The sequence below is a fragment of the Paenibacillus sp. FSL F4-0243 genome, assembly GCF_037963295.1.
GTDB lineage: Bacteria > Bacillota > Bacilli > Paenibacillales > Paenibacillaceae > Paenibacillus_AQ.
Map to the genome: position 1 here is coordinate 6885030 of NZ_CP150151.1, position 22494 is coordinate 6907523.

General features: G+C 42.4%; 16 protein-coding genes and 1 riboswitch. Of the genes, 4 read left to right on the forward strand and 12 right to left on the reverse strand.

Annotated features, from left to right (window positions below; translation table 11 throughout):
* Positions 1-66: 66 nt before the first annotated feature.
* From NSS87_RS30485 to NSS87_RS30525, 9 genes are all read right to left on the reverse strand, one after another.
* Positions 67-1431, reverse strand: coding sequence for an MATE family efflux transporter (locus NSS87_RS30485; protein ID WP_339244100.1), 1365 nt, complete (start codon positions 1429-1431; stop codon positions 67-69).
* A gap of 74 nt (positions 1432-1505) precedes the next feature.
* Positions 1506-2165, reverse strand: coding sequence for a dihydrofolate reductase family protein (locus tag NSS87_RS30490; protein ID WP_042193005.1), 660 nt, complete (start codon positions 2163-2165; stop codon positions 1506-1508).
* A gap of 21 nt (positions 2166-2186) precedes the next feature.
* Positions 2187-3323 carry an extracellular solute-binding protein gene (locus NSS87_RS30495; protein WP_339244102.1) on the reverse strand — a complete coding sequence of 379 codons (1137 nt, stop codon included), beginning with the start codon at positions 3321-3323 and terminating at the stop codon, positions 2187-2189.
* Positions 3324-3338: 15 nt separating this feature from the next.
* Positions 3339-5279, reverse strand: coding sequence for an alpha-amylase (locus NSS87_RS30500; RefSeq protein ID WP_339244104.1), 1941 nt, complete (start codon positions 5277-5279; stop codon positions 3339-3341).
* A gap of 36 nt (positions 5280-5315) precedes the next feature.
* Positions 5316-6356 carry an alcohol dehydrogenase catalytic domain-containing protein gene (locus NSS87_RS30505; protein ID WP_339244105.1) on the reverse strand — a complete coding sequence of 347 codons (1041 nt, stop codon included), beginning with the start codon at positions 6354-6356 and terminating at the stop codon, positions 5316-5318.
* A gap of 192 nt (positions 6357-6548) precedes the next feature.
* Positions 6549-7166: a hypothetical protein gene (locus NSS87_RS30510; protein ID WP_339244107.1), complete on the reverse strand. Its 618-nt coding sequence runs from the start codon at positions 7164-7166 to the stop codon at positions 6549-6551.
* A 74-nt stretch (positions 7167-7240) separates the two neighbouring features.
* Positions 7241-9589 (reverse strand): glycoside hydrolase family 3 C-terminal domain-containing protein, encoded by a 2349-nt coding sequence (locus NSS87_RS30515; RefSeq protein WP_339244108.1) that lies wholly within the window; start codon positions 9587-9589, stop codon positions 7241-7243.
* A 15-nt stretch (positions 9590-9604) separates the two neighbouring features.
* Positions 9605-12367: a glycoside hydrolase family 3 N-terminal domain-containing protein gene (locus NSS87_RS30520; RefSeq protein ID WP_339244110.1), complete on the reverse strand. Its 2763-nt coding sequence runs from the start codon at positions 12365-12367 to the stop codon at positions 9605-9607.
* Between the two features lie 144 nt (positions 12368-12511).
* Entirely contained in the window at positions 12512-14782 is a 2271-nt protein-coding gene (locus NSS87_RS30525; RefSeq protein WP_339244111.1) for an AraC family transcriptional regulator, read from the reverse strand.
* Positions 14783-14909: 127 nt separating this feature from the next.
* Here NSS87_RS30525 and NSS87_RS30530 point away from each other — a divergent pair, with 127 nt between their 5' ends.
* A complete protein-coding gene (locus tag NSS87_RS30530) occupies positions 14910-16061 on the forward strand; it encodes a metallophosphoesterase (protein WP_339244112.1) in 1152 nt (383 codons plus the stop codon).
* A 165-nt stretch (positions 16062-16226) separates the two neighbouring features.
* Here the strand turns inward: NSS87_RS30530 and NSS87_RS30535 are convergent, their stop codons facing one another.
* Entirely contained in the window at positions 16227-16781 is a 555-nt protein-coding gene (locus NSS87_RS30535; RefSeq protein WP_042193012.1) for a TetR-like C-terminal domain-containing protein, read from the reverse strand.
* 166 nt (positions 16782-16947) lie between these two features.
* Here NSS87_RS30535 and NSS87_RS30540 point away from each other — a divergent pair, with 166 nt between their 5' ends.
* On the forward strand, positions 16948-18411 hold the full coding sequence (locus tag NSS87_RS30540; RefSeq protein ID WP_042193013.1) for a DHA2 family efflux MFS transporter permease subunit: 1464 nt from the start codon (positions 16948-16950) through the stop codon (positions 18409-18411).
* A gap of 79 nt (positions 18412-18490) precedes the next feature.
* On the opposite strand, the gene NSS87_RS30545 is transcribed toward NSS87_RS30540, so the two are convergent.
* Together NSS87_RS30545 and NSS87_RS30550 are read right to left on the reverse strand one after the other, a co-directional pair.
* The gene (locus tag NSS87_RS30545; RefSeq protein ID WP_042193014.1) at positions 18491-18943 is read right to left on the reverse strand and encodes a helix-turn-helix transcriptional regulator; all 453 of its coding nucleotides are present in this window, start codon (positions 18941-18943) and stop codon (positions 18491-18493) included.
* Positions 18944-19080: 137 nt separating this feature from the next.
* Positions 19081-20439, reverse strand: coding sequence for an amino acid permease (locus tag NSS87_RS30550; RefSeq protein WP_339244113.1), 1359 nt, complete (start codon positions 20437-20439; stop codon positions 19081-19083).
* A gap of 135 nt (positions 20440-20574) precedes the next feature.
* Positions 20575-20655, reverse strand: a riboswitch (glycine riboswitch).
* Between the two features lie 197 nt (positions 20656-20852).
* Here NSS87_RS30550 and adhP point away from each other — a divergent pair.
* Together adhP and NSS87_RS30560 are read left to right on the forward strand one after the other, a co-directional pair.
* Positions 20853-21869 carry an alcohol dehydrogenase AdhP gene (gene adhP / locus NSS87_RS30555; RefSeq protein ID WP_042193016.1) on the forward strand — a complete coding sequence of 339 codons (1017 nt, stop codon included), beginning with the start codon at positions 20853-20855 and terminating at the stop codon, positions 21867-21869.
* A 268-nt stretch (positions 21870-22137) separates the two neighbouring features.
* Positions 22138-22467: a metalloregulator ArsR/SmtB family transcription factor gene (locus tag NSS87_RS30560; RefSeq protein WP_339244116.1), complete on the forward strand. Its 330-nt coding sequence runs from the start codon at positions 22138-22140 to the stop codon at positions 22465-22467.
* Positions 22468-22494 lie beyond the last annotated feature (27 nt).

The following is a 22494-nucleotide window of genomic DNA, read 5'->3' on the forward strand; positions in this document are numbered from 1 at the left end:
AAAAAGACTCCCGTGACATTCCCTTAAGCGGAAATACACGGGAGCCTTGAGCGATCCAATCAGCCCTTACATCGCTTTTTCAGCCAAATCGTTAACTAAATTTCTCATCCACTTCCGGGAGTAAATCCGGGCGTAACCGAAGCCAAAACGGACAACCTCCTCAAGTGATATGACGAGATATACAAGGTAGACAGGCTGCTTCCAGACGTATGATAGCAATAGCCCGGAGGGGACACCTATCAGCCATGTCGCGGTCGATTCCATGCTGAACACGAACTTGCTGTCTCCCCCACTGTTTAGAATGCCGCCTGCTATAATCATATTGGAAACTTTGGCCCAAAGAAATCCAGCGAATACGATAACGATATATATGCTCATCTGTTTAGCATCCTCGGAGATATTGAATGCGGAGACATACAGCTTCGAGCCTGCCGCAATGATAACCCCGACAATTAGAGAGATGATAATGCCAAGACGAATGAACTTTTTCGCATGATCGAGTGCGATATCCGTTTCGTTCGCGCCCAAACGGTTGCCAACCAAAACCCCAGCTGCACTAGCCAGACCGGACAATAAGCCGATGCAAAGCCCTTGCAATGGGAAGGTAATGGTCATCGCCGTCATCTCCATCGTCCCCATGCGGCTATAGATGATCGCATATGCCGTTTCACCCAATACCCAGATCAATTCAGTCAGCAGCAGCGGATACGTCGTTCCAAAAAACTTGCGGATGAGCGGTCTAGGAATGATGAACAAGTTCTTTAACCCAACAGCGCCTGGTAAACGATATCGGTACACGGCACCAATGATCAACAAACATTCTATTACCCTGGAAATAAGGGTAGCAATAGCCGCACCCTTCAGACCAAGCGCTGGAGCGCCGAAGTTCCCGTAAATAAGTACGTAATTCAGTATAATATTCAACACAACAGCAATTAAGCTTACATACATCGGCCATTTGGCATGGCCCGTACTACGCAAAATCGCGGAATACATCATCGTGAGCATGACAGGTACAAAGCCGATCGACATGATCTGCAGAAAAATATACCCATTATCTATTACATTCGCATCTGTCGTGAACATGCTCAGGAAAAGCGGCGAATCGATGAAGACAGCCGCAGAAAATAAGAACGAGAACGCGAAGCCGACGATTAGTCCAAGGCCCAGCACCTGGGAGACGCTTTTAGAATCTTTGTTCCCCCAAAACTGGGCTGCATAAATAGACACACCCGTCGATAGACCAGCCAAGACAACCGCGATGATCCCATATATTTTGGTGGACATTCCCACCGAGGCAATCGCCACATCTCCAAGCTGCCCGACCATCAACTGATCCGTCAAATTGAGCAATGCCATCAGTAAGCTTTGAAGCGTAACAGGTACAGCGATTTTATACACACTTTTGTAGAAGTTCTCTTTCTCTGACATGGCTCATTCACAACCCCCATTTTCTCGATTTTACCGCGTCCATAGCCATTCGCAGTCTATGACTTCGTGTGAGGTTATATCACTTTTTTGTAGCGCATGAGCGTATAATTATCTTTTGGCTGAATTTCTACAACCTTGAACTTTTTCGCAAAGCACAATTGCTGATACCCGTCTCCATCCACTAAAGTAATGTTCGTGGAACCGCCTATGATGATCGGAAGCTGCATCAGAATAATTTCATCGACGATGTCCTGATCGAAAATATGCCAGTTCAAAAAGCCGCCGCCCTCAACCATCAAGCTGGTAATCCCGAAGTTGTCTTCCAACTGACGTTCAAGCTCCACGAAATCGACTTTATCCTCACCGCAGATGAGGCACTCCTTCCCTCTTTCCCGGATCTGCTTGATTTTATATTCATCCCGTCCTTTCTCGGTTGTGACAATAATCGTCCTCCCCTCATCCGAGAGTACATTGCTATCCAGCGGAATATCCAAGGTGGTCGTCGGAATGATCCGGATTGGATTTTTGTTCTCCTCATACCGATTAGTAAGAAAGGGATTGTCCGTCAGAATTGTATTTTTGCCGACCATAATACCCTGCACATTCCCCCGGAATAGATGAATGAATTCCATATCCTCACTGGAAAACAAAGAAAAAAGCTCCTTACTCGAATTACCAGCTCCCATAGTGAGCTTACCGTCAATCGAAATTTGGCTGAATATCGTTGTTTTCATGTTTCTTCTCCCCGTCTCTTTTTAGCTTTTATATGCACCCCAGAATGCTTGGATAGTCTGTTCAATTTTTTTCAATGCTTGTTCAGGATTGCTTAAGGGCAGCTCGGTTAGACCCGCATTTAGCGCCTCCCATACATGAATCATGAAGGGGTACGTCGGCATCGGCCGTGCGTGCTCCAACAGCGATATAATCATCTGTTTGTTAGGCGTAGCAGAGGCAGCTAGACGGTTCAGCACCTCTTCCTGAGCTGGAATCCGCTGCACACCCAGCGTCCACATGGTCTGGCATTCATCACTCAGCATAAAATGCGTGAAAGACAAGATATCTTCCCGTTCCTCCGACGTTAACGAATGATTCGGGTAAATCAGGCCGATAGAAGAAGACATGGATAGCGATTGCTGGCCTTCTATGACCGGAAGCTGGCAGACCGCAAGCCTGTTGTTCATCTGCTTGTCCAGATGGTTATAAATCCACTCTCCACAAATAATGGCGCCAATCTTACCGTCAATAAACTGCTCTAGCAGTCCTGTGGAACCGTCGAGACTGACGAGCACGCCTTGATCCATCTTGTCATAGATGAACTCAAGTGCTCGCTTCATTTCAGGGGTTACGATATTTGGCTTTCCATCCTGAACAGGCCAACCACCGAAAGCTGTAAGAAACGGAATAAACCAATAACCCTGCTGTAAATCTGCTCCAAACGGTATGATGCCTTGAGCGGACAACCTCTCTGCTGCCTCTTCGAACACTTCCCATGTCGTCGGCGCACTGGCGTAAATCTCCGGATTGTAATACACAACCAGATGATTGCCCCGTAATACCGGAATACCATACTGAACACCATCCAGTTGCATCGTTGAAAGTGCCCCTTCAGTCAATGCATCATCAAATAGCCAGCCCGGTACCTCAGAGTAAAGACCATTCTCAACATAGGAGGACATATCCGCAGGAACCATCGCCACATGCGGACCTTGATGGGTGTCCTTAATTTGGTTCAGGCGCGCAGTCAACTCCGTAATGTTCATCACTTGTGGCGTAATTTGTACGCCGAAGCGCTCTGTATACAGCTTGCAAATTCCCTCCAACACCTCAATCGAGGTATCTCCCGGACCGTCAAACTCATGCCATAACACGATTTCTTTGTTCTTCTTTTCCATCGCTGCCTCTCTCCCTTAACTAACTTGTCTATGATTGTTTACGAGCACTAAAGCCTGATTAGGTGCAAGTAGTAAGCTGTCTAACTTCTGACCTACGATGCTCCCCGTTAAGGAACTATCCAGCGTCACGGTCATTGGGCACCGCCCAGGTACCGCAGCCTTCAAATCAACTTGGCAGGAGGTATCAGCGCTCAAGTTAAAGCAGCAGAGCAGCGTCTGTTCGCCATGCATATACCCGTACAGAACTGTACCTTCCGGTGATTGAGCCACGAAAAAGTTTTCTGGCTTCACTAGCTGAGGCCAATCTTTCTTGAATTCACTCAGCTCCGTCAGCAGCGGCAGCATCGGTGCAGGATTAGTCCAATTGATTTGCATGACGTTAAAAAAAGCGCGAGAAATCTCCTCTCCGTTCGTGTTGTCGCCAAGACCACAGTTGAGGGGCTGCTCCTCATTCATTTCATAGCCAGTCGTCACGTATGGAATTGCATTCGGAAGAAATTGATTAAATACCGCAATCATCCGAGCCACCTCAACACCGCCACGGCTCGTGATCCGAGGCGTATCTGCTGTTTCTGCACAGGCGAACACATGAATGTTTAACTCAGGCAGCTCCTCTAAGAATGAAACGAGATTGTCCTTATTAATTTGCGTCATGACATTCCATCCGCTGCCAAGCATAATGTTGTAGCCGGTGCTCGCCGCCTTCTTGTGATTACGATTGAACAAATCTTCGCTGATCAAGATCGCATTCGGATTCAACTCTTTAATCGTGTCAAAAATACGAGTCAACAGCGGAATAGGAAGTACATGTCCGATATCGATGCGGAAGCCATCAATCCCATACTTTTCGAGATTAAACCGTACGGCCTCCTCCAGCACATCCCACAGCTCCAGATTCGGCTCCTCACCGGGGTAGTCATTGCATTTAATCGTATCAAAAAGAACATATGGTGCCTGATCCGAACTTATAAGATGTCTCACTTGCGGAGAAAAGTCCTTGTAGAGGCGCAAGAACGTAATGTCTGTCCAAATCGGCTGCACATCGTTAATCCAATCCGAATGCGCGGGAGCAGTCGTTATCCCCATCTCTTGCTCCACCAGAGTTAATAGCTCATCTCCAGTTTTAGCAGCCCTCTCTTTTAACTGCTGCCAAAGGATTGGATGAAGTTCATTGGGCGGCGGCGAGAACTTCCGCAGAAATGCTGCGGTTTCCTGGCTGTGGTAGACCGTCTCCAATTTGTCAGGCGTACACTCCTCAAAGAACCCAAGCTCAGGAATCGATGGCGGTGCAAAGCCTTCTAATTCCTGCATTTTGATCCAATACACCCATTCAGGATGTTCGGTAATGAACGCACTGTTTTTCGCCGTTACACGGGGAATGAAATCAACAACAGTCTTAATATCAAGCAAATGACAAGCTTCTACCAAAGCGCTGAGCTCATCGTGGATCGTAAACTCCTCCATACCATCCAGCAGGCTATCGTGTAGGTTCTGATCCAAGTGGAATAACGATTGCACAGCGTAAGGTGACCCGATATCTCCTTTCAGATTCAACTTGCTGTACTGGTTCACTGGAAGCATATACAGAATATTGATGCCCATTTTTTTTAACAGCGGCAGAAGAATAAGGAATCTTAAAAAAGTGCCGGATTCAATTGTTCCATCATGGTTATAATCCCAAGCCGTCGAATAACGAATTAATGAAGAATAGATCGCGCTGTCGTCTAAATTCGTGCGTTCCTTGAGCGAATATCTCCACGAAAGCTTGTCTACATACTTCAAATGCTCTGTCAAAAAATCATACGGATGTAGACAAATTTCACCGTCTTTTTCCAAAAGAACACACTCATATTTGCACTCATTCCACACAGCAGGAATCCAAATTGGCGCGACGTCTTTATCTTTGTGTGTAGACAAGTAATCCTGAACAAGTCTAAATTTGCTTTCTTTGCTCATTAACAGATCCACCTCTCATTGATTGCAGTTCTACGTTTAGGGAACAAAAACCGTCTTTACGGTGTCACTCCCAACCACCTTCAAAGAGTTCAATTCATAGCCGATCAACTCGTTTATTGCTGCCTCGTGCTGATTGAGCTTAACTTTTCTGGTCACCAGTTTCTCCAGTTCAGGTGTCTCAGCGGCAAACCGCAAAGCCTCCTCGAACATGTAGCGGTATTCGCCCGCTGCGATAATTTTGATTGCATGCTGTACGAATCTGGTAGGGGAAAAGGTGTACCGATACTTCGCATTAATTCCAAAAGGAACAATGCGCCCTCCTCGCTCAATCCATTCCTCCGCTACTTCGAGCTGAGTGCCCACCGTATCGATAATCACATCAAACTTATGTCCCGCGCAGATTTCATCTACGGTAGCTTGATTTAATTGGGATGGTGTTAGAACAAAATCCGAGATTTCTCTGGCAAATGCCAACCGATAGGGATTAATTTCCGTCGCTACCGTGAGCGCAGCTTTTGATTTACTCACCATTTGACTTAACAGCCCCATTGGACCCGATCCAAGAATGAGCACCTTATCGTCAGCCGTGACATTAGCTTCTTTGAAATTGTGCAGCACACAGGCAAGCGGCTCGATTAATACCCCCGTCTCCCAGCTCATATGATCAGGCAAAAGGTGTGCAAACGTTTGTACAGTTGAGAAAAAAAAAGTGAATGTCCCATTTCGATTCAAACCAGCAATAGGCATCCCATTTCCATCGGAGCCTATACATAAGTGCGGCTGTTCTTTCAAGCAAAAATAACATTCGTTGCAGCTTTGATTCGGATCGATAACTACTCGGTCCCCCACCTTAACACGGTCAACATTACTGCCAATTTCGATTACGGTCCCTACAGCCTCATGACCGCGAATGATTCCTGGAACTCCTTCCTCTTTACCGGTTATGACCGCTAGATCTGTTCCACAAATGCCTGTCATCTCAATCCGAATCTTAACTTCATCCGGGGTTACAATCTGTGGCTCTTCCCATTCGCAGAGCTCTAGCTTATCATTGGATGTCCACACCAGCGCTTCCATACGCATTCTTCCTTTCACTTTTCCTATTATCCATTTTCCACCAGAATATATCATACCTCCCATGTAAAAGTAAGGTGAATATTGTCGTAAAATGTTATTGTTTACATTTTTATAAAGCTTTCAGATAAATAAACGCTTTAAATAAAAAAAACACCTCCCCCGTAAATCAGGAAAGGTGTACCTTTACTAAGCCTATTTTGCAGGCTCCTGTTTAAAAATGATTTTAAAAATAGGGTAGAATATCAAGAACGAAATTGTACTATTGATAATCATTGTAATAATATCCGCTGTTGTCTCCCCCATTGAACCCATTCCCCATGTGTTAATTAATAAGTTATAGATAGGAGCCTTGTAAAATCCTTGCGCCGCGGCAGCACCAACGGTTATAAAAATATACGCTAATACATACCAGAAAGCAGCCTTCCAAACGTTACTGTTTGATTTAAATGTAATGCTTCTCTGTGCGAAAAAGTTAATGATCTGTGCAATGGCGAGCGTGATTTGAACGGCAAGAAAATAGCCAAGTCCTCCTCCACCTCCTGATGTAAGCGAACCAGCCGCATAATCGAATATATAATAAGCACTCCCATCAAAGTTATGTCCTAACTGAAACACTTGAAAGCTTGTAGATAGTAATGATGTCTGTGCAAATATGAGTTTAAATAAAGGCATTAGAACAAGTTGTAATACCGTCATTCCAGCACTCAGTATAAAAAACACTATGAATTGTGCAATATTCGGATGTTGTCCCTTGAATTTATTCCAAACACCCATCATTCCTGTGTTTTTCTCGATATTTACTTCGCTCATACTCTTCTATTTCTCCTTTGAAGCCTAGAAAAAGGAGATACCGTGGTATCCCCTTTTCCTCGCTTGCTATTTTCCTATCGGTTTATCCATTTCAACACCTTCAAGATTTGCTTTCGACTAATTTTCCCGCCAGTAAAACGGTCGATTTGACGAAAAGGCATATTCAGAACAAAGTAGACATTATTCGCTAGCAGAGGTTTATTGACTGCTTCAAAAAACTTGTTAAAGAAAAGGACAATATGATAGATTGTTTTTCCAAGTGCGTTCTTATATTTAGCTTGAGCAATGGTGTCGTTTAACCCCAAGTCCTGCTTTGGATCCCAATAAGGAGAAGGAGGTTCATAACCCAAGAGCCCCTTATATTCCGCTGCCGTTACTTCATGAACATGTCCGCTAAAATAATGCGGGAATTGATCCTTTGTATGTTCACAAGAAACGGAATCGCCCGTAAGCATAACACGTTCCTGCAAAAGAATAGACTGGATCGAACCTCCGATTTGAATGTCGTAAGCGCCAGGCTCGACCGCCCAATCGTGAATCGTCGGATTATAATATGAAAAATCACGTTCCTCCAGAATCATTGTGACACGTTTGCTTTCGCCCGGCTCTAAGCTCACCTTTTCAAAACCTTTTAATTCTCGTTTGGCTCTAAATATCGATGAATCTTGTTTCTGGATGTAGAGCTGCGCAACCTCTTCCCCCGCGACTGCCCCTGTATTGGTGATGGTAAATGAAACCTGATGCTGATCAACCGTTAAATCTGTATATGCAAAGGTTGTATAGGACAGCCCATAACCAAACGGAAATAACACAGGTTTATTCACGGTATCAAAATAACGGTAACCGATAAAAATGCCTTCGATATGCTCTGCGGTTGCCTCCTTACCTGGATAATAAGGAGCAGAAGAGACATCACTATACTTGATCGGGAATGTCTCGCTGAGCTTACCACTTGGGTTGTACTCTCCAAGTAAAACACTCTTTAACGCTTCAGCACTTCCTTGTCCAGATAAATAGGTATGAACGATAGCTTTGACATTCTTTATAAACGGCATTTCAATGGCACCACCGCCAGCGAGAATCACCACAATATTGGAATTGACTTCTGTTAATGAACGAAGCAGTTCGAGCTGGTTATCACGTAAGCTAAGGTTTACGCGGTCAACACCTTCGGCTTCGCTTCCTTCGTCTAGCCCCAAGAACAGCAAAATGGTATCTGCTTTCTGAGCTAACGTAACAGCTTCCTTTAGTAAACGGTCATTTTTTCCACCCATTCGCTTGAAGCCTTTCGCATATCCCACAATCGATAAGCCAGATTGACCGAGCACATCGCAGGCATTGGATAGCTTGGCAGGATTAATAAGCGAGCTTCCAGCACCCTGGTAGCGAGGATTACTGGCGAAATCACCAATAATCGCAACTTTATTGCCGTGTTTAAGCGGTAATATCTTGTCGTCATTTTTCAATAACACAATCGAACGTTTGGCAGCTTCAATCGCCTTATCATGGTGCTCCTCATAATCGATACGCGATGTATCTTGATCATGTAGCTGGGTTGTAAAGACTAACTCAAGCAGACGATCGACAGCGTCATCCAGCACTTCTTCGTCTAGCTCATTGTTTTTAATGGCTTGCACGATTTCTTGATCCGTAATTCCATTGGTTGAAGGCATCTCCAATTGATTGCCTGCTTTCAATCCTGCAACACGGTCATTATTACCGCCCCAATCCGTAACGACTACGCCATTAAAATCCCATTCACCGTACAGAATATCCTGTAACAAATCGTTATTTTCATTGGCGAACGTACCGTTGACTTTGTTGTAAGAGGTCATGATGGTTTTCGGTTGACCCTTCTCAACTACACGTCTAAATCCTTCTAAATACAATTCTCTTAACGAGCGTTCATCCACGACTTCGTCAATCGTCATTCGCATATGTTCTTGGCTATTGACCGCAAAGTGTTTAGGACATGCAGAAATGCCGTTCACCTGAATGCCTTTGACCATCTCACTCGCTAATTCTCCCGTTAAATAAGGGTCCTCGGAAAAATACTCAAAATTTCGTCCGCATAACGGATTCCGCTTGATGTTCAATCCAGGACCAAGCAACACACTCACTTTTTCGCTAGCTGCTTCTTTTCCAATCGTTTGACCAACCTCATAGATCAATTGTCTGTCCCAGCTATTAGCCAAGGTTGCCGCCGTCGGAAAACAAGTGGCAGGCAGACTTTTATTTAAGCCTAAGTGGTCTGCCTTTCCGCCTTGCTTCCTCAAACCATGCGGTCCATCTGTCAGCATAATGCTGGGAATCTTCACCCGGTCGATTGCTTTTGTATTCCAAAAGTTTGCGCCAGACATTAAAGATGCCTTTTCTTCTACGGTCATACTTTCGATTAATGCTCTATACTTCAATCTCTTCACCCCGCATGCTTACGCCTATTTTTCGAATAAGTAGGTTTGCAGGATCGTGTACAACACATGCTGAACACTTGTGCGAACACCGTTTGTGATTCCTGCAGGATCCTTCTTGTATGCTTGTTTTAATAATTTCTCGTTTTTACTTGGTGTCATAATATCAAGCATGAGGTCATTGCCAGCTACAACCGCATCCGGCGCTTTCATAAACCCAAAGACTGCATCGCTGGAAACAAATCCATCAAAGCCCCATTCCTTACGCAGAACATCATTTAACAAGACGGAATTCGCTCCTGCCCACTTTGTCCCGATGATCGAAAAGCTGGACATTGCGCCTAGAGGGCTGCTTTCTTTAACCGTAATCTCAAACGGCTTCAAGTAGATTTCGCGAATCGCTTGCTCGTTGGCCCAGATCAGATTTCCTGAACGAGCATTGGTTTCTTGATCGTTCAGCGCGAAGTGCTTCATAAAGGCAATAATGCCTTGGTCTTCTGCGCCGTTTATCATAGATGCCGCCATTTTTCCTGAAAGCACAGGATCTTCTGAGAAGTATTCAAAGTTACGGCCGCCTTGTGCTGTACGGTGAATATTCATCCCCGGTGCATACCAGCCTTGAATGCCATACGCACGCGCTTCTTTACCGACCGCTTCTCCCATTTGATAGGCTAGATCATTGTTCCATGTTGCTGCAATGACGATTTCAGACGGATATGACGCGGCTTCGATTGGCTTAAAGAAGTAACTAAATCCAGCCGGTCCGTCCATCAACAACGTTTTAGGAACACCCAAACGCTCTACTGCCATCGTTCTATAAGCGCCGTTTGCTACATAATCAATCATTTCGTCCAATGTAAACTGATCCATGAATTCATTCCATTTCGGATCATCAAAGGCTAAACCTTTCAAATCCTCCAGTACTAAGCCATTATTAGCGCCAACCGTTGGCATTTCCATCGTTGAAGCTTCCGGCTCTTTTGAGAATGCGTCGACCACATTTTGCGGTGCTTTATGACTAATATTTTCAACCGAAGGATAAGTCTTCTCCCAATCGTTCCGGGACAAATACGTAACTTCACCTTTTGCTAATTCAAAGCGATTCTCGTAAGGCGTTCCGGTATCCTTATCTTGTTTGAAAACCTTCTTGTCAGCCAACTCAAGGTCATAGCTTGCCACGATATCATGGACATTGCGAGCCACTTTAATTGAATAGGTGCCCTGGTCTAGTACATACGCTTCTTCTACGTTCATATCATAAGAAGCCATCTCTTCGGTAGCGAACGAAAGGGTAAGCACCTCGGATTGACCTGCTTCCAGCAGAGACGTCTTTGCATAAGTGGCCAGTTCGATCGCCGATTTTTCAATGCCGCCTGCAATATACGGAGCTGAATAATAAACTTGAACAACATCTTTCCCGGCTCTGTCGCCAACATTTTTCACTTCGACTTGTAGTTCAATCTTGTCTTCCGACAATGACTGATTCAGAACCTTCCACTCGAAATCCGTGTAGCTTAATCCATGTCCGTAAGGATATAACACGGTATCTCGATAGCCTGCTTCATCATTTAAAAAGAAGGTTTCATAGAAACGGTATCCTACATAAATACCTTCTTGATAATTGAGGAATGAATACTTCAAATTATCGTATTTATAGTCTCCAAAGTTCTCACTTGCTGGAGCCGATGAATTGTCATACACGTACGTATCCGTGATACGGCCTGATGGATTAATATTTCCTGCAAGAATATTTCCTAATGCGTTGGCACCATAAGGCCCAGGTGTTCCTATCCACAAGACAGATTTAATAGATTTAAATTCATTTACGAAACCAAGCTCTAAGGCATTCCCCGCATTTACAACGATAGTGACATTTTCAAAGGACTGTGCAACCTTTTCAATCAAAGCGCGTTTATTAGCTGTCAATTTCAACTGCTCAGCGGTCGCATCACTAGCTTCTGTACTCTCACTAGCAATGACAATAATTGCATTTCCCGAATAGGATTTCGCTTGTGCTATGGCTTCGTCCGATAAATAATCGATTTTAGGTTCATCGCTAGAGTTTCCACCTAACATGCCTTTTACAACTTGAATGACTCCGGTACTCGCCTTGCTGCCCACTCCTGCTTTTGCACCAACCTCTTGATACAAGTCATGAAGCTCGGTATTGTATGAAATACCTGCATTTTCTAGACCTTTAAATAAATTAACCGCACGGGAAGTATCCCCCGCACCCGATCCTCCACCGCCATAACGTAGCTCTAATGCAGCTAATCCGAAGACGTTAACCTTTTTATCTTTCAAAGGCAGCTGTTTATCATCATTCTTCAATAGAACAATGCCTTCATTCGCAATTTCTTCAGCTATTTTCCCGCCCTGTTCACGTGCTGCAAGCGCCTCAGGGGAATCGGTTACGGCTGTAATGTGTTTTCCTGTCAGCGCATCGATGATGCTAGAAGCGGTTGCACCGAATTGTACGAACAACAATATGACAACAAGCGCTACGATCGACCAGCCGGTGAAACGTCTTGGTCTATTTTTAATTTTCTTGTAGCGTTTAGCTTCTTTTTTCATCGCTCTACGATCTTTGCGACTTAGAGCTTTCAACTCCATTTTTGTTTGTTGCTTTTGCTCTTTTCTTAATTGTTTGTCCTGTTCAATCGCTGCTGTTCGTTCTGCTTCCGGTAGCGCTTTAATTTCTTGCTTTCGCGCTCGCAGCTTAGCTTTATCTTCCTTCACCTTTTGCACGATTTCACTTTTTTTAACGCGTTTAGTATTAAAATTGTCCACCACGGCGACCCCCTCCGGTATCGTCTTTCTTTTTCACAATCATAATATAGCGCTTACATTTTAACTATCAGGATCTTGTCGAAAAAAAAGCTAAATATTGCGTTCATTCGATTTATCAAGAAATCGAGTGAGCAATATTTAGCATTAATCGTTGGTTTTTTCTAAGTCGATCATAACAATCCCAAATAGCGGAACTTCGAACTCAAGTGTATGATTTCCCTTTATTTTCAGTTGTTCTACGCTTCTCGAAGGTCGATTAATTGCATTCCAATACGCAATATCTTCGAAAGACAACTTTTTGCATTTCCTTAAATCAGCAAGGTCTAATCGCTGATCTACTTGCTCAGTAGTTAATCGTTGCTTGATCAATCGGTATGTCCCTTCAAGGTTTGTAAGTTCCATCTTTATAAAAACATAGGGACTTTTTGCCTTATGCCAAGCTAATTCTAGTTTTTCCTTATTTTCATTGATAAACAGATGTTGCTCTTCTTCTGGATAAACAGTTAAAATGCGGTAATTATCTTGCTGTTTTGTCACGATACATGAGTTGTTTTTGAACACAATCTCATCAAACAAGCGACTCACAAACTCTGTCGCATACCAATTGTCCTTGTAACGACCATCCGGTGTAAGTAATGAAAGCTTACTTGCCAGCTCATCTGGAAAATACTCAAACAGCTTCGCTGAATCGAGTGATAATGGAGGGAAATAGTGACCTGCAATTTCGTTTTGATTCATTAGGTTTATATATTGCCAAATGCTTGCATTTGCTTGTGCTAGATCCGAATAGGCGTGTAGATAATCATCCTGATCGTAAATCAGCATTCGATCCAAAATACGGTTCTGATCTTGTATGTTTGTATTCTCACCAATGACCCGAATGTAGTCTTCATCAAATAGATAATTAAGCGCAGTTTCAAGTGGAATCTTGCGCATACGGGTCCAGTCATCAATGCAATAAACGGCATTATGGCAGATTATATCAAGCAACACCGCATCTTCTGGCGGGATGGGAAAATGAATGACCACGTTCTTATAGTTTTTAAAAATTGAAATGGCATTCACTAGCGACAGACGCAATTGCCTGCTATTTTTCATTTCATAGAAGCAGCGGAACTCGTACATCCAATCCTGACTTGTCATATAATTTTGCTGCAGATGGAGATTCAATTCAGTCATTACCGTTTGAAACCATTCATTGTTATGAAATCCCCGCTCCTCCCAATCATCCAAATCTATAGATTGAAATTGAAGGTAGGGAATCATGCCAACAGACACGATCTGCTGCAATATTCGATCCAACTCACTAAATGAACAGACCAGCTTCCCTTCGCTCAACCGTATATCCACTTTTTTAAAAATACGATTGACCGCTACCCACTTCACCCCTAGACGCTGACGCACTTCGAGCAAACGGCTATCCATAAGTTTACCTTTTATTTTAAGAACATGATTCACCTTTGAGTACTGGCCGATCGTTTTATGCAAATCTAATTGAACCTCGATGCGATTGGGGGCAATAGATGGGCCAGCCGGTAATTCACCTAACGGCACATACGGCGATAGTAAGGCTAATACATCTTGGGACAGCTCCGCGTCGACACGATTCTGCACCGCTCTTATTTGACGCTGTTCACGAAATTCAGCAGGTGAAAGCTCATACCTTATTTTAAATGCCTCGTTAAATGAGCGTACATTGGGAAAGCCGTTAGCTAAAGCAATCGTGACAATCTTCTCGTTCGTATTTTCCAGCATACGTAAGCTATGAAACAATCGCACTTCTTTGATGTAATTTCCGATTGAAATCCCTAGCTGATTTTTAAAGGAATGTGCCAGGTAGTATTTGCTACTATAAGACTTTTCAGCAATCTCATCCAGGCTGAGTTTGTCCGCATAATTAACATTGATATATGATACAATTTCTTTTACCTTATCCGAAGCAGTATGAACTTGCTTCTTTTCATCTTCTGGCCCAAGATATCGGTACAGCAATCCGATTAAACGTTTCGAATACCCTTCGATGATATAATCAGAACCGGCTCCCGGATATATCCTTTCGACGTACAAGTACGCCATACAATTCTTCACAAGCTCATATCCATCTTTTTTGTACACCATCGATAGTGGAATGTTAAGCTTAAATGCCGGAAACTCCTCTTGATACTCATTGGTTAGAAACTTTACCGAGAGCGTCGCATTCTCTTCACTGCCAATTACACGGACAATATCACCTTTATTAAAAACGAAAATATCGCCTGTCCGAATCAAAATATCCGAACCGTTTCGCATAATTTCCAGATAACCAGAAAGAACAAACCATGCCGTTAACTCCGTCATAAGTAGAAAATCCACTTCCTCAATCGTTTCGATTGCGGCTAGTACGATTTGATCTGATCCATTTTTCTTCTTATTCAAAATCAACAATCTCCTCTTCCAACATGAAAAAATATGTTACTGTTACTGAGTACCTGACCATTTGCTCATAATTATTGATTATAAACGATTGCTCTCTGAAATCTAAAAAAATAGGACGGTGCATCATATGGTATTCGCATTTCTGTTTATATTCGCTATGTACGCGGCAAGTAACTATTACATCGCAAGAAAAATTTTTAAATGGTTACAACATGTATTTTCAAATATAAATGGGATTATATACGGAGTCATCTACAGCTTGTGTGCGGTAACAATCATTATTAATTTACTATTGTCCTCTTCAGCTATGACGACCGATTCAAGCATTGTTAATTTTATTGGTCAATTCGGCGACTATTGGATGGGGATCTACTTCTATTTGTTCTTGCTGTTACTCCTTTCCGATGTAATCTTACTTATTAGTATATGGATCAAAATCATCCCCTCCCCTGCGCCAAAACGTGTTATTTTTCATACAAGGTCAGTAGTATTAATTCTAGTCATAGGGTTGGTGTCCTATGGGATTTATAATGCGAATCAGATAAAAGAAGTTACTTATCCGATCCAAATACATAAAAGCACGTCGTTAGATCATTTAAATATTGTTCTGATCAGCGACTTACATTTAGGCTACGTAAATGATGTAAAGTTTATTGAAGACGTTGTTGATCGTATTAATAACATGCAGCCAGATATTGTGTTGATGTCAGGAGATATATTTAATGGTAACTACTATGCGCTCTCTAATCCTTCCAAAGGAATAGAGTTATTAAATACTATTCAGTCCACCTATGGGGTTTATGCTTGTTTAGGTAACCATGATGCAGGACGATCATACGATGAGATTGTGAACTTTATAGATAAGAGTAATATTAAACTTCTAAATGATGAGCATGTCGTTATTGATAATCAATTCGTTGTAGTTGGCAGGAGAGATTCATCACCGATTGGTGATCAAGGACATGCTAGAGCAGTTACTTCTGAAGTGATGGGTAACATTGATACAACTATGCCCGTTATCGTAATGGATCATCAACCCACAAATATGATTCAGTACGGAGATGATGTCGATTTAATACTTAGCGGACATACGCATCAAGGACAAGTATTTCCTGCAAATCTAATCACCAACGCTATGTTTACAGTAGATTACGGGCACTATCAGAAGAATTTAGACAGTCCTCAAGTTATTGTTACATCAGGTGTGGGTACCTGGGGACCGCCATTACGCATTGGTACGAACAGTGAGATAGCACAAATTAAAGTTGATTTTAAATAGAATGATTTATAAAAAAAAGCGGACAGCCTTTGGACGAGAATTACCGCCCTAGACTGCCGCTTTTTATAGTTTTACCTAAGGTTGGTGCGGAGAATATCCGTTATCTTGAAATTTGTCTCTCTACATCATACAACGGTTTTATCCTCCTGTAGCAAAGTCTAGCGATTATAAATACCTTCTTTTATACATCAAGGTAATTTGGCCTGCTATGTATTCCGCACTATATTGGCTGCCATCCTTAATCCACCACATAATAATCCCTAATAGTGATGCTGCAATAATATCAAGGGAGACAACCTCCTTAGTGGAATCTATGTTTCTCACGTTTCTTCGCTTTTCGATCGTATTTTTTAATAGGTTGGTTAATTGGTTTTTGAAGCCTTTGTGCTCTACCAATACAGCAAAGATTTGCCGGTATTCATAAAAATAACTTAAAAATGTGACCAACTGCTCCTGCTCGATACTGCTCTTCACTTGTAATAACGGTTCAACCTTCATGGACAGGTCATCAAAGATTTCATGTACGATCTGGCGCAATAAATCGTTAATATCCTCATAATGCAAATAAAACGTTGCACGATTCAGCTCAGCACGGTTGGCGATTTTTTGGACAGTCAATTGAGAAATCTCCACATTCTCGGCCAATAATGAAAAAACAGCATTTTTCAGCATCTTTTTTGAGCGAATGGCTCGTGGATCAACTTTTTTATGTTCGGACATTTCATCCCTCTATTATCGTTTATATAGTATTTCATCAACTAATTTACCCATTCTGTCGATTAGTCGACATTTTCAATAAAATTGCAAATAGGAATACCGTTTAAATGCTGATATGATTTATTTTATCGACACTATGTCGAAAAAGCAATGAAGAGAGGCCTGCACCATGCAAGAAGATATTAAGAAAATAAATAAAGGAATCCTACTAACCATTCTAATTTTTGGTTGTTTCTTATCTACACTCAATCAGACGCTTTTAAATGTCGCCTTAAGTAGTCTGATGGATGTATTTGATGTCACGGCAACAACTGTACAATGGATTTCAACAGGTTTTATGCTGGTCAACGGGATTTTGATTCCGATTACAGCCTATTTAATGAAACGTTTTACAACACGTCAATTATTTCTAAGTGCCATGTCATTTTTATTAATTGGCTCAATCATTTGTGCAGCAGCGCCGAGCTTTAGTCTACTCTTAGTCGGACGGATGATCCAAGCTGCAGGTGCCGGTATTATAATGCCGCTCATGATGAGCGTTGTGCTCGCTATTTTCCCTGTTGAAAAACGCGGCAGTGCTATGGGACTGCTTGGACTGGCGATGATATTTGCTCCTGCTATTGGGCCGACGCTTGCAGGATTTATTGTTGAATATCACTCTTGGCGCTGGTTATTTATCGGCCTCATTCCACTCGTCATCATTGTTATAGCGTTGGCATTCAAGTATTTAGTGAATGTATCCGAGACGTCTAAGTCTAAGCTTGATGTAGTAAGTGTTCTTTTATCAACCGTTGGATTTGGCTTAATTTTATACGGCTTCAGTAGTGCAGGCAGTAAAGGCTGGGACGATGTAATAGTAATTCTGACCTTAGGGATCGGGATCGCTGTTACGGCCGTATTCTGTCTTCGACAAATCAAGTCTGATGATCCACTGCTGAACCTGTCTGTCTTCAAAAATAAAGTTTTTACGATGACTTCTCTTATTAACGTATTAATCACGATGATGATGTACGCAGATATGATTTTATTGCCTATTTATCTGCAGAATGGCCGTGGTTTTACAGCATTTGATGCAGGACTACTATTGCTGCCAGGGGCGCTCGTAAATGCGTTCATGTCACCCGTCACCGGTAAATTATACGACCGTTTTGGTGCTAAACCACTGTTCATTATTGGTTTACTGTTTATTATTCCATCTATGTGGGCGGTAACTGATCTATCTGAATCTACAACGTATATGTATCTAATGATTCGTACCATTGGCCTGCGAATTGGATTAAGCTTCATCACTATGCCACTCAATACGGCTGGACTAAATGCACTGCCCAAACAACTCGGCACGCATGGTACAGCTGTGAACAATACCGTTCGCCAAATTGCCGGAGCCATCGGTACTGCTGTCGTAATTACGATTTATACTGTGCAGGCAACAAGTCATGCGGCCACAGTGATGCAGAGCAATCCCTCGACTACTCCTGAGATCCTTAAATCTCTTGCATCCATTCTTGGGGCAAGTGACGCCTATTACTTTATGATGATTTTATCCGTCGCCGCGTTTGTTATAACATTATTTATGCCGATGAAGAGCAAGATCATGGTTGAAAAGAAAGCAAACCTAGTTAACAAGGAATAACCTTATAAAGTGGAATGTAAAAAGGACAGCGATCAGCTGTCCTTTTTACATTATTAATAGCTATTCCCGGCTCACCGGCTTACTCTTGTTTATATTTTTCTTTCAGTATGCTGGAGCCAATTCCCCCGATAACCATTAAAATCAAAGAACCGAAGTTCCAAAAGAATGACCCGCCATTCAAGGTAATCTCTAGTGCCATTACTTTGTTCAGAAAGAGAACACAGAGTTTAATCACTAATAGCACAATGCCTGCTATTACGAAGACATCAAATACAAACTTTAATTTCGGGTGAGCCAATTTCTTGCCTTCTTCTATCACCTTTTTGGTCAACTCCTCGTCACTCCTTAGTAACTCATCGATAGTTACCCCAAAAAGATCGCTTATTTTAATAATGATTTCAATGCTTGGGTAGTTTAGACCATTCTCCCATTTCGAAACCGACTGTCGGCTTACAAACAGCTTCTCGGCCAGTTCTTCTTGTGACCAACTTTTTTTATTTCTTTCCGCTTTTAACTTCTCCCCAAAGATCATAGCAGCAACTACCTTTCTGCAATTCATAAGCCTATATTGGATTAATCGTATGCAGAAGTAAAGAACGCTTTAGTTGCAGCCCCGCAACCCCAAGTTGCAGTTAACACTAGGCATACGATAGTTGATGTTGACCTCACTCAAGCTTGATTACTTTTCCCTTTTTTGCTTCTAATCGAATACAAGATGAATAATAAAATAAACCATAACGGAGTACACAATAAAGCCGGGCGTGTTTCTCCAGCGAACAGCATGATGATCAGGATCCCAGCGAACAAGGCTAAGACAATATAATTAATAGCCGGTGTGAACGGTGCTTTGAATTTGGATTTCGCCTGTAAGTCTGGCCGGGTTTTCTTATACTTAATATGGCAGATAAGAACAATGCCCCACACCCATATAAAACAAATGGCGCTAATCGTTGTCACGATTCCAAAAGCCTGCTCCGGAATAAGTTTACTCAAAAGTGCACCCACAGATATAACAATTGTAGAAATGAATAACGAGTTACCTGGTACATGGTTTTTATTTAGTTTGCCCAAACGAGGTGACGCTTGGTTATTTCTACTCAAATTATAGAGAATTCGGCTGGTCGAGAACATCCCACTATTACAAGCGGACGCGGCTGAAGTTAATACGACAAAATTAATAATCCCTGCGGCAATTGGAATCCCTACTAAAGTAAAGGTTTTTACAAAAGGACTCTCTGCCGGGCTGAGCTCAGTCCAAGGGTTAATGCATAGCAGGACAAAAAGCGCACCGACATAGAAAAATAGAATCCGTAAAGGAATTTTGTTGATTGCCGACGGGATATTTTTTTCCGGATCCGCTGTTTCCGCTGCCGACACCCCGACCAATTCCACACCCACGTAAGCAAATACAACCATTTGAAAAGAAAATAAGAAGCCTGATATGCCGTTCGGAAAAAATCCCCCATGCTCCCATAGGTTTCGTACCGTCACCGATCCTGCATCCGTCTTAAACCCAATGATCAGCAAAATGACCCCAAGACCAATTAAGGCGAGAATCGTAATTACCTTAATTAAAGCAAACCAAAATTCGAGTTCCCCGAAGCTCTTTACAGTTAATAGATTAAGTCCTAATAACACGACTAGACAGGCGATGGCAGGAACCCACTGCGGGATATCAAACCAGTACTGTACATATACGCCAACAGCAATGACATCAGCCATAGCCGTCATGATCCAGCAAAACCAATAGGTCCAACCAGTAATGAATGCGACCCGTGATCCAAGGTAGTCTTCAGCAATATCCGTAAACGATTGATAGCCCGCTTTAGATAATAGGAGTTCTCCCAGTGCTCTCATCACAAAAAACACAGCAATACCCACGATTAAATACGTGATCATAATGGATGGGCCTGCCTTCTCTATCGCCTTGCCTGATCCCAAGAATAATCCTGTACCAATGGTGCCGCCAATAGCAATAAGCTGAACATGCCGATTAGCCAGCTCTCTCTTTAATTCTGGTTGTGCCATACCTAGTTCCCCCTTGTGAGTACAATAAATTGGAATAAAAAAAAGAGAGATTGGATGTCATCCAATCTCCCAGATCGTAAGAATATCAAATAATATTCGCCCTGCTGATAGCGATCAGCATGACAAATACATATTCAGTACTCTTCTGTCCTTTTGCCTGAGATTGTGAACCCTTCGGCGCCGCGGAATCTCCGCAGTCTCTCCAGAAGCTGCTCCAGCTAAAGTGTAATCCTTAGCCATCATAGCTCGTGAATTATGAAGTTGATAAAGCGGTAACGCAGTAAAGCTGTTCTGATATTCTAACATATTACTTGTGATGTGAGTGTTAATCAGTGATAAAAGTCTCAAGAATTTAAAGTTAGCCTCATGAACATACTACTTTTTGAAAAGCAAAAAACTAAAGGAGTATGCTGATGAAAGCCGCTGTAGTAAAGAAATTCAAAGAAAAGTTAGAACTACAAGACGTACCTAAACCAAAACCCGGACACAAAGAAATCCTTGTCCATATTCAGGCGTGCGGAGTGTGTCATACTGATTTGCATGCTGCTCATGGCGATTGGCCCGTCAAACCGAAACTCCCTCTTATTCCCGGACATGAAGGCGTTGGGATTATTGAAGAAATAGGTGAAGGAGTTACACACTTAAAGATAGGAGACCGAGTAGGAATTCCGTGGTTGTACTCAGCCTGCGGTCATTGTGAGTATTGTCTTACAGGAAGAGAGACTCTTTGTCTGGATCAGCAAAATTCCGGATATTCCGTAGATGGTGGATATGCAGAATATTGTGTGGCAGCTGCCGATTATGTAGTGAAGGTTCCTGATAATTTAAGCTTCATCGAAGCTGCACCTTTATTTTGTGCTGGCGTTACGACCTATAAAGCTTTGAAAGTATCGGGTGTAAAGCCAGGTGAGTGGGTAGCCATTTTCGGCGTCGGAGGATTGGGTCATCTTGGCGTACAATATGCAAAAGTGATGGGAATGAACGTAGTGGCCATCGACACGTCGGATGAAAAGATGGAGCTTGCCAAACAACTTGGTGCAGACAAAACCGTAAACGCATTAAAAGAAGATGCCGCAGAGTGGATTCAAAAAGAAATCGGTGGAGTGCATGGTGTCGTTTGTACGGCGGTTGCGAAAAAAGCATTCGACCAAGCCTACCGGGCCATTCGTCGCGGCGGTACCTGCGTCATGGTTGGACTGCCTCCTGAATCCATGGATGTCCCGATCTTTGATACGGTATTAAACGGTACAAAGGTAGTCGGTTCGATTGTCGGCACTCGCAAAGATTTACAAGAAACATTACAATTCGCTGCAGAAGGAAAAATAAAAACCATTATTGAGACACGTAAACTAGAAGATATTAATGAGATCTACGATCTTATGTTAGAAGGCAAAATCAATGGTCGAATCGTCCTTGATATGACGAAATGATCCGAAAGAAAACACACTCGAAAAGTGTTGCTTTTCGGGTTTTTTTATGGCTAAAATTTGTCATATGGTTCACCTTAACATCTATAGAGCAAAAGCTTGATTGGAACATTGATTTTCATTCATTCGGGAAAAGAGGTGTAGATTCTACCTTACTTGCGGAATATCCTGTTGCAGATACATAGTCAAATATTTCACTTATTGAAATACCATTTCCAAAAACGTTGACATGTGCGCATGTATGCATATAATGAATTAAGGGGGTTGGGCAATGGGATTAAACCTTGATCCAAATAAATGTAAAAAACTGATCGAAGATAATATTGATATTGAGTTTTTCCGAGCAGTATTTGATCCAGTGCGGAGTGAGTTATTGATTTTTCTTTCAGCTAATGGTGAAATGACTATCGGTGGTATTGCAGAACATTTTCCACAGAATCGTTCAGTTATCTCTCGGCATCTTGACTTCATGAGTCGTTTTGACATTGTTCAAAGAAGAAAAGATGGGCGAGAAGTTTATTACAAAACTAATAATGATTTCATTGTAGATAAATTTGAACAAACAGCTAACAATATGAAAGCACTCATGAATTTGATATAATGCAGTGCTTTTTATTTTAATAAATAC

What these genes read in the sequence shown, in the direction of transcription:
- NSS87_RS30485 (WP_339244100.1), bottom strand. Translation starts at nt 1,431, where the DNA reads ATGTCAGAGAAAGAGAACTTCTACAAAAGTGTGTATAAAATCGCTGTA.
- NSS87_RS30490 (WP_042193005.1), bottom strand. Translation starts at nt 2,165, where the DNA reads ATGAAAACAACGATATTCAGCCAAATTTCGATTGACGGTAAGCTCACT.
- NSS87_RS30495 (WP_339244102.1), bottom strand. Translation starts at nt 3,323, where the DNA reads ATGGAAAAGAAGAACAAAGAAATCGTGTTATGGCATGAGTTTGACGGT.
- NSS87_RS30500 (WP_339244104.1), bottom strand. Translation starts at nt 5,279, where the DNA reads ATGAGCAAAGAAAGCAAATTTAGACTTGTTCAGGATTACTTGTCTACA.
- NSS87_RS30505 (WP_339244105.1), bottom strand. Translation starts at nt 6,356, where the DNA reads ATGGAAGCGCTGGTGTGGACATCCAATGATAAGCTAGAGCTCTGCGAA.
- NSS87_RS30510 (WP_339244107.1), bottom strand. Translation starts at nt 7,166, where the DNA reads ATGAGCGAAGTAAATATCGAGAAAAACACAGGAATGATGGGTGTTTGG.
- NSS87_RS30530 (WP_339244112.1), top strand. Translation starts at nt 14,910, where the DNA reads ATGGTATTCGCATTTCTGTTTATATTCGCTATGTACGCGGCAAGTAAC.
- NSS87_RS30535 (WP_042193012.1), bottom strand. Translation starts at nt 16,781, where the DNA reads ATGTCCGAACATAAAAAAGTTGATCCACGAGCCATTCGCTCAAAAAAG.
- NSS87_RS30540 (WP_042193013.1), top strand. Translation starts at nt 16,948, where the DNA reads ATGCAAGAAGATATTAAGAAAATAAATAAAGGAATCCTACTAACCATT.
- NSS87_RS30545 (WP_042193014.1), bottom strand. Translation starts at nt 18,943, where the DNA reads ATGATCTTTGGGGAGAAGTTAAAAGCGGAAAGAAATAAAAAAAGTTGG.
- NSS87_RS30550 (WP_339244113.1), bottom strand. Translation starts at nt 20,439, where the DNA reads ATGGCACAACCAGAATTAAAGAGAGAGCTGGCTAATCGGCATGTTCAG.
- adhP (WP_042193016.1), top strand. Translation starts at nt 20,853, where the DNA reads ATGAAAGCCGCTGTAGTAAAGAAATTCAAAGAAAAGTTAGAACTACAA.
- NSS87_RS30560 (WP_339244116.1), top strand. Translation starts at nt 22,138, where the DNA reads ATGGGATTAAACCTTGATCCAAATAAATGTAAAAAACTGATCGAAGAT.